17 protein-coding genes are annotated in these 14,220 nt (G+C 41.3%); 5 read left to right on the top strand and 12 right to left on the bottom strand.

The features are described 5' to 3' along the window. Positions 1 to 30: 30 nt before the first annotated feature. The 3 genes from A1QC_RS11245 to A1QC_RS11255 form a co-directional block, all read right to left on the bottom strand. Entirely contained in the window at positions 31 to 654 is a 624-nt protein-coding gene (locus tag A1QC_RS11245) for a glutathione S-transferase family protein (RefSeq protein ID WP_017025915.1), read from the bottom strand. Between the two features lie 231 nt (positions 655 to 885). Continuing rightward, positions 886 to 2,037: an iron-containing alcohol dehydrogenase gene (locus A1QC_RS11250; protein WP_017025916.1), complete on the bottom strand. Its 1,152-nt coding sequence runs from the start codon at positions 2,035 to 2,037 to the stop codon at positions 886 to 888. A 121-nt stretch (positions 2,038 to 2,158) separates the two neighbouring features. After that, entirely contained in the window at positions 2,159 to 3,169 is a 1,011-nt protein-coding gene (locus A1QC_RS11255; protein WP_017025917.1) for an NADP-dependent oxidoreductase, read from the bottom strand. Positions 3,170 to 3,282: 113 nt separating this feature from the next. Here A1QC_RS11255 and A1QC_RS11260 point away from each other — a divergent pair, with 113 nt between their 5' ends. Continuing rightward, positions 3,283 to 4,197, top strand: coding sequence for a LysR family transcriptional regulator (locus A1QC_RS11260; RefSeq protein ID WP_017025918.1), 915 nt, complete (start codon positions 3,283 to 3,285; stop codon positions 4,195 to 4,197). A 59-nt stretch (positions 4,198 to 4,256) separates the two neighbouring features. Here the strand turns inward: A1QC_RS11260 and A1QC_RS11265 are convergent, their stop codons facing one another. The 4 genes from A1QC_RS11265 to A1QC_RS11280 all read right to left on the bottom strand — a co-directional run bounded on the left by A1QC_RS11265 (position 4,257) and on the right by A1QC_RS11280 (position 7,183). Continuing rightward, a complete protein-coding gene (locus A1QC_RS11265) occupies positions 4,257 to 4,688 on the bottom strand; it encodes a DUF2069 domain-containing protein (RefSeq protein ID WP_017025919.1) in 432 nt (143 codons plus the stop codon). A gap of 12 nt (positions 4,689 to 4,700) precedes the next feature. Continuing rightward, entirely contained in the window at positions 4,701 to 5,315 is a 615-nt protein-coding gene (gene wrbA, locus A1QC_RS11270; protein ID WP_017025920.1) for an NAD(P)H:quinone oxidoreductase, read from the bottom strand. Further along, positions 5,312 to 5,662: an arsenate reductase (glutaredoxin) gene (arsC, locus tag A1QC_RS11275; RefSeq protein WP_017025921.1), complete on the bottom strand. Its 351-nt coding sequence runs from the start codon at positions 5,660 to 5,662 to the stop codon at positions 5,312 to 5,314. The genes wrbA and arsC overlap by 4 nt, the downstream gene beginning before the upstream one ends. A gap of 69 nt (positions 5,663 to 5,731) precedes the next feature. Beyond that, a complete protein-coding gene (locus A1QC_RS11280; protein ID WP_017025922.1) occupies positions 5,732 to 7,183 on the bottom strand; it encodes a beta-barrel assembly-enhancing protease in 1,452 nt (483 codons plus the stop codon). A gap of 122 nt (positions 7,184 to 7,305) precedes the next feature. Between A1QC_RS11280 and A1QC_RS15385 the strand changes: the two genes are divergently transcribed. After that, the gene (locus tag A1QC_RS15385) at positions 7,306 to 7,530 is read left to right on the top strand and encodes a sulfurtransferase TusA family protein (protein WP_084021881.1); all 225 of its coding nucleotides are present in this window, start codon (positions 7,306 to 7,308) and stop codon (positions 7,528 to 7,530) included. A 5-nt stretch (positions 7,531 to 7,535) separates the two neighbouring features. Further along, a complete protein-coding gene (locus A1QC_RS11285; RefSeq protein ID WP_017025923.1) occupies positions 7,536 to 8,609 on the top strand; it encodes an AI-2E family transporter in 1,074 nt (357 codons plus the stop codon). Between the two features lie 134 nt (positions 8,610 to 8,743). On the opposite strand, the gene bcp is transcribed toward A1QC_RS11285, so the two are convergent. Then, a complete protein-coding gene (gene bcp / locus A1QC_RS11290; RefSeq protein ID WP_017025924.1) occupies positions 8,744 to 9,214 on the bottom strand; it encodes a thioredoxin-dependent thiol peroxidase in 471 nt (156 codons plus the stop codon). A 40-nt stretch (positions 9,215 to 9,254) separates the two neighbouring features. After that, the gene (locus tag A1QC_RS11295; protein WP_017025925.1) at positions 9,255 to 9,818 is read right to left on the bottom strand and encodes a glycine cleavage system protein R; all 564 of its coding nucleotides are present in this window, start codon (positions 9,816 to 9,818) and stop codon (positions 9,255 to 9,257) included. A 247-nt stretch (positions 9,819 to 10,065) separates the two neighbouring features. On the opposite strand from A1QC_RS11295, the gene dapA reads away from it, so the two are divergent. Both dapA and bamC read left to right on the top strand, forming a co-directional pair. After that, the gene (gene dapA, locus A1QC_RS11300) at positions 10,066 to 10,944 is read left to right on the top strand and encodes a 4-hydroxy-tetrahydrodipicolinate synthase (RefSeq protein ID WP_017025926.1); all 879 of its coding nucleotides are present in this window, start codon (positions 10,066 to 10,068) and stop codon (positions 10,942 to 10,944) included. Positions 10,945 to 10,993: 49 nt separating this feature from the next. Next, a complete protein-coding gene (bamC, locus tag A1QC_RS11305) occupies positions 10,994 to 12,040 on the top strand; it encodes an outer membrane protein assembly factor BamC (protein ID WP_017025927.1) in 1,047 nt (348 codons plus the stop codon). 90 nt (positions 12,041 to 12,130) lie between these two features. Here bamC and A1QC_RS15635 read toward each other — a convergent pair whose 3' ends face one another. From A1QC_RS15635 to dapE, 3 genes are read right to left on the bottom strand one after another with little or no spacing between them, the layout of a single operon-like run. After that, a complete protein-coding gene (locus A1QC_RS15635; RefSeq protein WP_017025928.1) occupies positions 12,131 to 12,376 on the bottom strand; it encodes a hypothetical protein in 246 nt (81 codons plus the stop codon). Positions 12,377 to 12,390: 14 nt separating this feature from the next. Beyond that, complete coding sequence (locus tag A1QC_RS11315; RefSeq protein ID WP_017025929.1) at positions 12,391 to 13,086, bottom strand: M15 family metallopeptidase; 696 nt, start codon at positions 13,084 to 13,086, stop codon at positions 12,391 to 12,393. Further along, complete coding sequence (dapE, locus tag A1QC_RS11320; RefSeq protein ID WP_017025930.1) at positions 13,086 to 14,219, bottom strand: succinyl-diaminopimelate desuccinylase; 1,134 nt, start codon at positions 14,217 to 14,219, stop codon at positions 13,086 to 13,088. Before dapE ends, A1QC_RS11315 begins: the two co-directional genes overlap by 1 nt. Position 14,220: the final 1 nt, after the last annotated feature.

Below are 14,220 nucleotides of genomic sequence, written 5' to 3' on the forward strand. Positions count from 1 at the left end.
AGTTAAATAGGGAGCATTTCGCTCCCTTTTTTATTTCTTATCGTATTCTCTTTCTAAGGTTTGTGCTTTTTGAGCCGCTGGTCGCTGATGCAAAGCCGATAAGTATTTTTGCAAAGCGGGGTAGCTTTCGATCAATTCTAATTGATGCGCCATTTCAACGATAAAAGAAAGTAAGATATCTGCGGCAGTAAATTGCTCTCCAGCCAACCATGCATTCTTCTCTAAATGATCATTTAAGTAACCTAAAACTAACGTTAATTCTTTTTGGCTATAGTTAGTGAGAAATTGAGGTCGACTGCCATCAATTTGGACAAAGTAATGAAGTAATAAAGGTAAAGCTGCTGAGCTTTCTGCAAAATGTAACCATTGCAAATACAATGCATATTCTGGTGTGTTTTTAGCTGGAACTAAAACATTAGATGCGTATTTTTCAGCAAGGTATTCTGTAATTGCACCCGATTCTGCTAATACTAAACCATCTTCTTGAATGACTGGTGATTTACCAAGTGGGTGAATTGCTTTTAACTCTGGTGGTGCTAAATGAGTTTGAGTGTCACGTTGGTAAGCTTTCACTTTATACGGTACGTCAAGCTCTTCAAGTAGCCATATTATACGTTTAGATCGAGATTGATTAAGATGATGTAAGGTAATCATTTGGGCATCCTTTTCATGTTAGAACGTTGTAAGCTAAGTATTTAAACTAAAAATAATACGACAATTCTGTTTAGACGAGATGATAGCTTAAAAGTAACGAGCGCTTGGAAGGAACCTCTCTTACTGTTTGGGGGGAAGGGCAGCAAGCTCTTGGTGTCGTAAGAGAGGTTTATTTTTAAAAAGCGGAGTGTTATTCCGCTAATTATTGTCTTTGCTATTTTTATTGATTTTTTATAGCGCAGTTTCGTAAATTTTACGTGAACGAGCAAGGTCGATAGACCCATTCTCACCCAGCTTTGTCATTCCATGTGCTTCTAAGCTTGTCATTGCGGTATCAATATCAGCTGCAGTTAAATCAATTTCGCTTAATGATACTGGAGTGTTCATTTGGCTAAAGAATTGCTTAGTTTTTTCGATAGCGGCATCAATACGAGCATCATCACAACCTTCTGTGATGTTCCAAATACGCTCAGCGTATTGAAGTAACTTCGCTTTCTTCTCTTCACGACATACCTGCATTAATGCAGGGAGAACGATAGTTAGGCTGCGACCGTGATCGACGCCAAAGTTACCTGTGAGTTCGTGACCAATCATGTGGGTTGCCCAATCTTGAGGAACACCAACACCAATTAAGCCGCTCAGTGCTTGAGTCGCTGCCCACATAACATTGGTACGAGCTTCCATATCTTGAAGATCAGCTATCAGTTTTGGACCTTCTTCGATAAGGGTCAGTAAGATACCTTCAGCGAAGCGATCTTGGATTTTGGCATTAACAGGGTAAGTTAAGTACTGTTCCATGACGTGTACAAAGGCATCAACTACGCCGTTTGATGTTTGACGTTCAGATAAGCTTAATGTTGTTTGAGGGTCTAAAACCGCAAACTGTGGGCGTACTAATGGGTTCATAAAAGCAAGTTTATCTTTACCACGAGTTACCACTGCGCCAATATTGGTTTCAGAACCAGTAGCTGGTAGCGTCATGATACAACCTAATGGAATCGCTGACTCAACAGAGGCTTGCTTAGCTAAAATATCCCAAGCTTCTTCGCCTGCAAAGTTAACCGCTGCGGCAATAAATTTAGTGCCATCAACAACCGAGCCACCGCCAACAGCTAGAAGATAATCAAAGCCTTCAGCACGAATACGTTCAACCGCTTTCATCAATGTGTCGTATTGTGGGTTTGGCTCAATACCTGAAAACTCATCCCAGTTGTGTTCGCTTAATGCAGCAACTACTTGATCATAGACACCGTTACTTTTGATTGAACCACCACCATAAGTAACCAGTACTTTTTTGTCTTTAGGAATGCTGTCAGTAATGGCGGCGATCTGATCTGCGCCAAAATGGATAGCAGTTGTATTTTGATAAGTAAAGTTGTTCATGTATTGCTCCTGTGTATTGAAGCGGTGCTCTTTAACGGCCCGCTACAATGATGTTATTTTTTAGTCGTGACGAAATAGAAAAGAAAGCTATCGTTGCGTATGAATTTTATATTTATGTAAACTACAGCTGGATCAGCATTTTTCCGATATTTTCACCCTTAAATAGCCCTAAGAATGCTTCTGGTGTTGACTCTATGCCATGACGAGTCGTTTCTTTCCAATGAACCTTACCCTCGGCTGCCCATTGAGATAATTGGGCAACGTAGTTAGGGTAATGTTCCCAATGATCTGAAACGATGAACCCTTGAATTTTCAGGCTCTTTTTAACAATGTTAGCGAGGTTATTCGGTCCAGCCTTAGCATCGGCTAAATTATAAAGGTCAATCATTCCACATACTGCCATTCGACCATATCGATTCAGTAGGTTTAATGCCGCTTCTAAGTGGTCACCCCCGACATTTTCATAACACACATCAACACCATTTGGGCAATGTTCAGCTAATGCCGCTTCAAGCTCTGCAGCATTGCGATAATCTTTGTAGTTAATGACGGCATCAACGCCTAATGACTTGAGCCATTCAACTTTCTCAGTACTACCAGCATTACCAATGACTCGACAACCTTTTAGTTTAGCAAATTGGCAGACTAAGCTACCCACTGCGCCAGAAGCTGCTGAAACCAATACCGTTTCTCCTTCTTTTAGCTCAGCGATGATATTTAAGCCAACCCAAGCGGTTAAGCCTGGCATACCCGCTACCCCTAAGAAGCTTTGTTCTGGTAATGAGGTTTCAGGTAGTTTTTGTACCATCTCACCATTTGATACCGCGTATTCACGCCAGCCGAGCATGCTATTCACTTTATCGCCAACGTTAAACTCAGGGTGTTTTGATTCAATCACTTCACCAATTGCTGAACCTTGCATTATTTCACCTAATTGAAAGGGTGGAACATAGCTTTCAGCGTCGCTCATTCGCCCACGCATGTATGGATCAACAGAAAGCCAAAGGTTTTTGATGATGATCTGACCGTCATTAATTTCAGAGATGATTTCGGTTTTTAATTCGAAACAATCTAATGTCGGTGTCCCTGCTGGACGTTGTTTGAGAGCGTAACCTTTACTTTGAATATTCATGTTAAACCTCGTTAATATGTGGGTTTGGTGAATTCTTGCTTGCTAGATTAGACCTTAAAGTAATATATTTCTAATGCATAATAATAATTATCAAAATGAGTCTGAGTCATATCATGAATAAATTGAGCCAAGTTGATCTTAATTTGCTGGTGGCACTACAAGCATTAATTCGTACGAAGAGTGTTACCAAAGCTGCGTTACAATTGAATGTCACTCAATCCGCAATGAGTCGAACACTTCAACGATTACGTCATCAATTTGGCGATCCTTTGTTTGTTAGAACGAAAGGAGGATTAATGCCCACCGAAAGAGTGATGGGCTTATCGACCGATTTGGATTGCTTGTTGCAACACGCAGAAACATTGTTAAGCCCCGCAGTATTTGACCCACAAGAAACGCAAGCCGACTTTACCTTGATGATGAGTGATTTCTTTGCTCAAGTATTTATGCCTCCGGTGTTTAAAACCTTATTTACTCAAGCGCCGAACATTAAAATTAATTGTTTGAATCGTCAGCCTGATCTTATGGGTAAGTTAGCTTTAGGGGAGGCTGATTTAAGCTTTAGCAGTATGGGACAACCGGTTCAAGCTGACATTTATGCCCAACCGTTAGGTAATGACAGATTGGTCACCATTATGCGTAAAGGGCACCCTCTAGCGAAAACCACTCTGACTTTGGATGATTATTGTCAAGCTTCTCATGCGCTTATTACCATGGGAGGTGATAGATTAGGTGCGATTGATGTTGCATTAGCGAAGATCGGGCGTAAACGGCATGTCGCGTTAAGGTTGCCACATTTTACGGCAGCGCCTTATGCCATTGAACAAAGTGATTTACTGCTGACTTTACCTGAGTGTTTGGCGAAAAGCATGGCAGGGCATTTGGATATTGTGATTATGGAACCACCGTTAGAGGTTGAACCGTATCAATACTTTATGGTGTGGCATGCAAGGCAACATAATAACCTTGCACACCGTTGGTTACGACAAGAAATTCAACGAGTTATTTCAATGTCGCTCAAGGCATAAGCGTAGTTTTTTATTTGTGTCGGCGGGCAATACCCATATTCAAGTTATTTGAAAATGGGCTACTTCTTGCCTTCAAAACGTGCTTTTTCTTGCTTTTCTACTTCAGATAGTCGGGTGAGCTTTAACCCCATCTCTTTCCCTTTTTGGCGTGCATATAGAATATTTCCCACGAAGTTTATTGTCGTCAGGATGAGTTCCACAACGGCTAACCAACGTTCTCCGCCATCGATATATAAAATGGTTAGGGAATGCAGAAAGTAAAACATTAAAATGAAATTTGCCCATGCGTGGGTGTAAGCTTTGCCTTTTATAATACCGATAAACGGCAATAATAAAGGAATACACCACCCGATGGTGACAGCCAGTGGGTTTAGATCGGGATGAGGCGAAATAAAGGCATGCCACACCACGACCCAGGTAAGCAATAAAAGATAGCTAGAGAGGGATAAATAACGTGCTTGGCGAAGTGAAAGTATCGATGTATCCGTCATATTGAGTAATTCTTATGATGTTTGAGTGGTATTGGATAACTGAAGGGCTAGGGCCGTTTTCGCAAGCCTTTGTCCTTGAGAAAATGCCAGTTCAGAAACTTGTTTATCTAAACTTGCATGACCTTCCTTGGATACTGAACTTGCCCCATAAGGGGTTCCACCTTTAAAGCTGGTGTGTAAGTTGGGTTCAGAATAAGGGATCCCCATGATCAACATGCCGTGGTGAAATAAAGGCAATGTCATTGACTGTAAGGTAGTTTCTTGGCCACCGTGAGGCGATGACGATGATGTGAATACGCAAGCGGGTTTATCAATTAAACTTCCTGCAACCCATAGCGAGGTGGTTTGATCCCAAAAGTGTTTCATTGCCGCGCTCATGTTACCAAACCAAACTGGGCTTCCAACCGCAAGTCCATGACATTCTTTTAATTCTTGAAGATCAATGATGGGATCGTTAGGTGTTGCTGATGGGGTAGCTTCTATTTCTGCCACCGTTCGCAGCACGGCTTGGCAATGAGGAATGGAGGCCACTCCTCTTGCTATATGGCGTGCAAGTTGCTGAGTTGTACCATGTCGGCTGTGATACAACACGACGATCTTAATGGCTTCTTGTACGGAGGGAATCATAAGATCTCTAATACTTGCTCTGGTGGGCGCCCCAGACGAGCTTGACCATTGGCTATTACGATTGGGCGTTCAATTAATTTAGGGTGGTTATGCATGGCTTCAAATAACTGCTCGTCGGTCACAGAGCTGTCGTTAAGGTTTAGCTCTTTATAGGTATCTTCTTTAGTGCGCATCATGTCACGAACATTTGCCAAGCCTAATTGTTGAAATACTTCCTTTAAGCTTTTCACGCTTGGGGTGTCATCTAAATACTTCACCACGGCAGGTTCAATACCTTTTTCTTTTAATAATTCAAAAGTTTGACGACTCTTTGAACATCTTGGGTTGTGATAAATAACAACAGACATGAGCTTTCCTTTTATTGATAAGTGGTGATTCCAATGCCAACAATCACTTAGTAATCATTGGTATTGGTTTTATTTAAGAGCAGAGAAGCGTTGCTGCTCCAATCGAAGTTGGTCGATTCTTGCATCGTATCTTGCTTGTTGGAGACTACCTAATTTAGCTAACTGGCTTGATCTTGTGTAGTTACTGATAGCCTTATTCCAATTAGCACGTAGTGCAAATAACTCCGCTTGTGCAGCCAGTTGCTCTGCTTCATCAAGCAGCTTTGCATTGGCATCGGCTAGCAATGACCAACCAACGGTTTCATCGGGGTGATCATGAGTGAAACGTTGCAAAATAGGAAGCGCTTCTTTACTTCGATTCGCTTCCATTAGGACGTTGGCATAATTGACCGTGAGTACTGGATTATTAGGCTTACGTTGTAGAGCTTTTTTGAGTAAGTCTAAAGCTTTGTCATACTGCTTTTTATTGATGTATAAGTCAGATGCGGCATCTAAATAAAAATTGTTGTATGGGTCATTGGCCAATAGCTTGGTTAAAATTGCTTCAGCTTGTTCAGGCTTCTTATTATCGATATAAACTAAGGCTTGCCCATACTCTAAGGTCGGCTTGATAATCGGGGAAGCTTTCTTTAAATGACGAGCAAACCAATCGAGAGATTGAGTGGAATCGATCCCGGCATAACGCGCGATGACTCGTGCTTGTGCAAGATGAAAATCTAAAGAAATGGGCTTGTTGACTTTAGGGTATTGAGCAGCACGGTTTTTTGCTTCAGTCAGACGTTCTTTAGGTAACGGGTGACTTAATAGCATAGGTGGTGGCGTGCTAGCGTAGCGATATTGATCAGCAAGATGGCCAAAAAAGTCAGGCATCCCTTCTGGGTCATATCCAGCCCGAGCTAAAGTAGCAATACCGAAGCGATCTGCTTCTTGTTCATTTGAACGGGTATAGTTAATAGTGGCTTGCATAGAGCCTGCTGTCGTTGCATTGACGGCGGCAATCCCTGCTTCTGGCGAGGCAATAGCGAGTAGCAATGAACCGACTAAGGCGGCGATCGTTAATGGCGTTCTTCTTGCCTGATCTTCCATGTGACGAGCCAAGTGTCTTTGGGTGATATGCGAAATTTCATGAGCAAACACCGATGCTAATTCACTTTCATTGTTGGCGTGTAAAAATAATCCGGTATTCGCAACAACATAACCGCCAAAGAAAGCAAAAGCGTTAACACTTCGATCTCGGATAAGATGAAAGTGAAAAGGGGTTTTTACATCGTTAGCATTGGCAACTAGCTGATGACCGAGCGAAGTAATATATTCGTCAAGTACAGGATCGCTGATGATTGGACTACTGCTTCGCAGAATCCGCATATAAGCATCGCCATATTCTAACTCTTGAGCAATAGTCAGTGTACCAGCTGCGGCAGTTCCAATATCTGGTAAGTCTTGATCTGCATAAGCAACGGGTTGTATGCAAAGTAATGTCGAGAGACAAATACATGCGGTAGTACGTAAAAATTGGCGCATATCAGTTAAGCAACATCCATTTTAAATTTACCGTAAGATTAAGACCCTAAGGTGTATGCTTTGTTTCTTTTTAATATAAAGTATTTACAATGATGACTCTATCATAAAGATTGAATGGAAAAATGAAAGTAAACCCTCTGGATTTGAGATCACAGCGTTGCCCGATGGCATTGTTACTTGCCAAGCGACAGTGTGCGCAACTCTCTGTTCAAGAGACATTAACCATTTTGTCTATGGACAGAGCATCGATTAACGATATGGTTCGATATTTCAACCAGTCACCATTTTCTGTCGAAGTGCTTACTCTGCCGGAATACAGCTCTTTGTTGGTTACTAAAAAGGAATAGCTTCAATGTTTGAAATGATCGTACGCTGGTACAAGCGGCGTTTTTCTGATCCTCATGCGGTCAGCTTGGTCGCTATATTATTATTTGGGTTTGTTACTATTTATTTCTTTGGCCATTTAATTGCACCGTTATTGGTCGCAATTGTATTGGCGTATTTGCTTGAATGGCCAGTGAATCGTTTGTCTAAGTTAGGTATTCCTAGAATAGTGAATGTTGTCATTATTGTGGCATTGTTCATAGGGCTAATGTTACTTGCATTCTTTGGGTTAGTTCCAACGATCTGGAAACAAGTCGCCAGCTTGCTTAATGATTTACCAAGCATGTATACCATGTTTCAACGTTATATTGCGAGCCTACCAGAGCGCTATCCCGATTTTGCTAATGTTCAGATTATTGAAGTGATCATGAATAATGCTCAATCAAAAATATTGGGTATGGGGGACGCTTTATTAAGAGGTTCAATGACGTCTTTACTAAGTATTGCGACGCTAGCGGTTTATTTAGTTTTGGTACCCTTACTGATTTTCTTTTTACTAAAAGATAAATCTGAGCTGATGTGCATCTTAAGTGGCGTACTGCCTAAAAACCGTAAATTAGCGACCAAAGTATGGGATGAGATGCATACCCAAATCTCTAACTACATTCGCGGTAAAGTGGTCGAGATAGTCATTGTAGGTGTGGCGACATATGTGGTGTTTGCGGTATTAGGCCTAAGATACCCAGTGCTTTTAGCTGTTGCTGTTGGTTTCTCTGTACTGATCCCATACATTGGCGCCGTTGCGGTCACCGTCCCGGTTGCGTTAGTTGCATTATTCCAGTGGGGGCTTGAGCCTCAGTTTTATTGGTTGATGATCGCTTACGGTATTGTACAAATGCTAGACGGTAACGTTTTAGTGCCGGTATTGTTCTCTGAAGCAGTGAACCTGCACCCTGTTGCCATTATTGTTGCCGTATTGGTTTTCGGTGGGTTGTGGGGGTTTTGGGGAGTGTTCTTTGCCATTCCACTTGCCACATTGGTAAAAGCGGTATGGAATGCCTTACCGAGCTCTGATGCTAATGTTGAAGAAGTTCAAGAATGAGCCAGTAATCAGTAAAGTGAGTTTTAGAAAAGCCTAGTGAGATCAAAAAGAACCCTCAATTGTTGAACGCCAGTTTATGTGGCGAACGTTGAGGGTTCTTTGTCTTTTGATCCATTCAATCTTTGGAGGTAAGACTAAGCTTTATCTTGGAAATAACTTAACACTACTTCGTGATGATCTTTGGTCTTAAATTTATTGAAAACATGTTCAATCATGCCATTTTCGTCAATTAAGAAACTGATGCGGTGTAATCCATCATAAGTTTTCCCCATGAATTTCTTTTCGCCCCAAACGCCAAACTGTTCTGCCACTGCGTGGTCTTCATCGGAAAGAAGGGTGAAGTTTAAATTGTCACGTTCGATAAACTTACCTAAGCGTTTCACAGGATCGATACTGACGCCCAATACGGCGACATTCAGTGCATCCAGTTGTTCTTTCACATCTCGTAAACCTTGGGCTTGAACTGTGCAACCCGGTGTCATGGCTTTAGGGTAAAAATAAAACAATACTTTTTGACCTTTAAAATCACCAAGTGATACGTTTTTACCATCCTGATCTAAAAGTGAAAACGCAGGCGCTGGAGAGCCAGCCGTTAATGTTTGCATGATTTTTCCTTAATAAATGGCGGTTAATTGGGGGTAAATGTCAGTGTGAATTAGCGATAACCTCAATACTTCCTGTCGCTGATTGGCTAATACACAACGCATTAAATTTCGTTTGTAATGATTCAACGTCAAAATCCACTTCGGACAATCCAGACATAGTCATGATGAATCGATTGGTCTCGTTGTTTGGTGTTTTTGATGGGGAATCATTTGATTTGACGCAAAGCGTTTGTGCGCTCAGTTCAGCAATGCTGATATCATGATCGGAGAAAAACTGAGTAAAAGCATCGGTTAAGCCTAGCTTATCATCCGATTGCACGGAAACATCGATTTTATAAGTGTATAGCGGTGGCTGATGGGGCGCTGTGCGTTTCATGATGACCATCAGATCATGTTCTGAACTGATTGACGGCAATAAGGTTTCTGTTTTGGTAATGGCGTTCATATCGCCGGATACCAGCATGATTAACGTAAACTCTTTACCAAATAGTGCCCATCGACTGTCGATAATATTGCAGCCAGAATGCGTGACCGCTTTCGTTAAACGGTTACCGATTCCTGGCCTATCCGAGCCAACCGCAGTAATCACTAAATGGTGAATCATAATTCATTACCCATGTTGAAAAATAAACACTCCATAAAGGTTAACACAATTCATAAGTTACTTACGGGTTCTCTTTAAAATTGTCCCAGGGTTTGTTGTTATTTGTGGTGTGTAAAGAGTGTGTTATCGCTTGAAGTGAGAGTTATGTAATTATTTCGCGGTAAATAGTCAGAAAGGGAGCTTGAACCCTTGTTTTTATTACTTTGGTTAAAGTAACATGCTAGAAGAATTCTATAAGGAGATAAACATGTTCTCAGGAAGTATTGTTGCACTAGTTACGCCTTTCAATCATAGCGATGAAGTGGACTATGATAGCCTTAAAAATCTAGTGGAATACCATATCAAGTCGGGTTCAAGTGGCATTGTTGCTGTTGGAACGACGGGTGAATCAGCCACATTAACCGTAGAAGAACATGTTAAGGTTGTGAACAAGGCAGTCGAGTTTGCTGCGGGTCGCATTCCTATTATTGCTGGAACCGGCGCTAATGCAACACATGAAGCGGTGACATTTAGCCGTTTATTGAATAACTCTGGTGTTGCTGGGTGTTTAAGTGTCACGCCTTATTACAATAAACCGACTCAAGAAGGTTTATATTTGCATTACAAAGCGATTGCGGAAGTTAGTGAAGTGCCGGTTATTTTATATAACGTACCGGGGCGTACTGCAGTCGATTTACTACCAGAAACGGTAGGTCGTTTATCTCAGCTAGATAAAATCGTTGGTATTAAAGACGCTACAGGTGATCTTTCACGAGTTGAAAAATTTCGTGAACTTTGTGGCGAAGAATTTATCTTACTAAGTGGTGATGATGCTACTGGTCTTGATTTTGTTAAGCTTGGCGGTAATGGTGTAATTTCTGTAACCAATAACATTGCAGCGGCTGAAATGGCTGAAATGTTTAAACTTGCCGCTGAAGGCAAGTTAGAAGAAGCCGATAAAATCAACCAGAAACTCATGCCTTTACATAAACATTTATTTATTGAATCAAGCCCAATTCCAGTGAAATGGGCAGCACATCAACTTGGCTTGATAGCACAAGGCGATTTACGTTTACCTTTAACCGAATTGAGTGATAAAGGTAAAGTGATTGTTGCACAAGCACTTAAAGATGCGGGTATTCAATAATGAATTTGAGCTTATTGGCTCAGATTGATTTTCAGGAGTTGTAATTGATATGAAATTTTCTCATCAGCTAGTTGTTAGTACTCTAGCTGTTCTAGTATTGTCAGCGTGTGCTGGGGATCCGGAAAAACGCCGACAAGCTAAAGATGATTTTGCTTATTTAGATACAACTTTAGATCAGCAATGGGTTATCCCATCTGATGCACAGCCTCAGTTCTACCCTCAATATAGAATTCCTAAAGGAAATTATACGGGGAATACTGGGCCTGATGTTGATATTAGACCACCACAACAAGTGTTGGAGCTGATCCCTGGAGCTCGCGTTGAAAAATCAAATAATGATGTAACGTTATGGCTGATTAACCAAGATGAGCTAGATAAAGTATGGGATCTTATTCATACCGTTGCTAATGAGAAAAATATTACACTTAAGACCGATACCGCAACCACGATTGAAACGGATTGGGTTAATTTAAGTGCGGAAGATGAATCATTTCCTATTGCTGGCCGTTATCTCATTAATCGTTTAGAGCCAGCTGGTCGATATGGCTTTAAAGTCTCGCTTATTGAGTTTCGTGAAAACAATAAGAATGTTGAACTGACTCCTGATATTAAAGATCGTTATTCTAGTAATATGGTGAACTACATTACGAACCAATACGATAAGCAAGTGACAGAAGAAGCTCGTATTCGCGCATTAGAGTTAGTCAATAAAGTACCAGTAACGATGGGATTAGATCGTAGCGGTTTACCGGTTATTATTGCGCGAGCACCTTACAATCTTGTTTGGTCAAGGTTAGATGATGTATTACCACAAATTGGTTTTGCTATTGAGGATAAAAACAACTCTCAAGGCACGATTGAAACCAAATATGAATCACCAGATGATGAAGTTTGGCAAAAATTGGATGTTGAGCCTCTAACGATCGAGAACCGTAAATATACGTTCTTAGTCGGGGATTTGGACAACCGAACTTCGATTAACGTAACAGATGCGGATGGTAAACCAATTTCACAAGAAGAATTGAATAGCCTAAGTCCTGTGCTTCAAGCCATGTTTGATACAACAAATAAGAGCAGCTCAGCTCAATCAAACTGATAAAAGTTAAAGTTTGCTTTAGATCAAATAAAAAACACCGCAAAATGCGGTGTTTTTTTATGGATAAATTTTATCGTTACTCTCTAGGAGTCAGTTCTTAGTGTCATCTTCTTTTGTCGACGTTTCATTTTCAGACTTTTTTTGAGCTGAAGAAGCCTCGGATGAATCTTTTTCTTTATATATTTCAATTAATCTATCGAGATCGGATTTTTTGTTTGGATCTTTTCTCACTAAGTGCGATTGACCCAAATATTTCATTGAAGCGATATTACCCACGATAAACACCACAATAATGATGCTGATTACCCACGGGTTTAGTAAAAAATCAAAGTCCATATTGCCTACTTATGTTATGAGGCTGAAGGAAAGGTAATGTTTGTTATGAAACGATTATAAAGTGTTTCGATATTGTCTAGAACCGTTTCAACGCCCAAGAATGGATATTGCTTCCAAATAAGTGCTAATTTTTCTTCGGTCATTTGAGCAAGCATATTGGAACTCACAGTTTGATGGCTTATGTGCCAGGGTTCTATTGCTACACCACCCAAATCTTGTTGATAAGGCAGATAAAACTCAAATGTTGACAGCGCTTGTGTTAACCATTGTGAAAACTCCGCTTGATGGCCGCTTTGATATTCCCAAGGTTCTAGCTGTAATGTGACATCTTTTGGCAGGCAGTTTCTTGCATAGACATCCAACTCACAACCCCAGTGGTGGCGACTGGCACCTGGCAAGGCAGACCAACGCATAATTGCGATTGTTTTTTCTAAATCCGTCAATAAAACAGGATTGAGTGGTTGACTGTTGCTATCAAGAATGGCTCTTTGCCCACTGAATTTATTGTTCCAAATCTCTGCTTGTCTATCGTAATCACGAAAGCTGCTGGCTATGGAGAACTCAAATCCATTCACTCGAGCATCTTGAATTAAACCTTCAAGAGCAGGTTTGATCGCTTTATGGATCAAAAACGTTTTCTCACCTACCAACACTGAGGTTAGGTGGGTTTGGGTTAATCCTGTAAGTTGCTCAAGTGAATAGCGTTCCATTATAACAAGCTATTTTCTAATGTTTTTTGGTACATATCGGTCAGTTTTTCCAAGTCGGCAATTTTGACACACTCGTTAACCTTGTGAATGGTAGCATTGACAGGACCTAACTCAACGACTTGACTACCCATTCGAGCAATAAAACGCCCATCAGAAGTGCCTCCAGTGGTTAAAAGCTGGGCAGGTTGATGGTTGACAGCTTTTACCGCCGCAACAACAGCATCAATCAGTGGGCCTTTATCTGTCAGGAATGGGTGACCGCTTAAGGTCCATTTTAAATCGTAGTCTAATCCATGAGCATCCAGTACTGAGTGAACTCGACGTTTGATTTCAACATCGGTTAGCTCCGTGCTAAAGCGGAAATTAAACTGAACATGGAATTCACCAGGGATCACATTGGATGCGCCAGTACCTGAGGATAAATTTGGGATTTGAAAACTGGTTGGTGGGAAGAATTCATTGCCGTTATCCCACGTTGTGGAGGCAAGCTCAGTTAATGCCGGTAATGCATGATGAACTGGGTTATTGGCAAGGTGAGGGTAAGCCACATGACCTTGCACCCCTTTCACGGTTAAGTCACCCGTAATCGAGCCACGACGACCATTTTTAATTACATCACCGACTTGGTTTGTGCTTGATGGTTCGCCCACAATACACATATCAATGATTTCATCACGCGCCATTAATGCATCAACGACTCGAGTCGTGCCGTTAATGAATGGGCCTTCTTCATCAGAAGTGATAAGGAAAGCAATCGAACCTTTATGATTCGGGTGTTCTGCTAAAAAACGCTCAACAGCAACAACCATGCAGGCCAATGAACCTTTCATATCAGCCGCGCCACGAGCATGTAAGTAACCATCGATGATAGTCGGCTCAAATGGAGGTGTATGCCATTGTTCAAGCGGGCCTGAAGGCACAACGTCAGTATGTCCAGCAAAAGCAAATAAAGGCGATTCAGAGCCGCGACGAGCCCAGAAGTTGGTAGTATCTTCAAATACCATCACTTCAATTTCAAAGCCAAGTGCTTTTAAGCGTTGAATCATAAGATCTTGGCAACCTGCATCTTCAGGTGTTACTGATTGACGTTGTAATAAATCTTGCGCGAGAGCAAGTACTGGGCTGTCTGACATC

The organism is Vibrio rumoiensis 1S-45 (assembly GCF_000286955.2).
Classification (GTDB): domain Bacteria; phylum Pseudomonadota; class Gammaproteobacteria; order Enterobacterales; family Vibrionaceae; genus Vibrio; species Vibrio rumoiensis_A.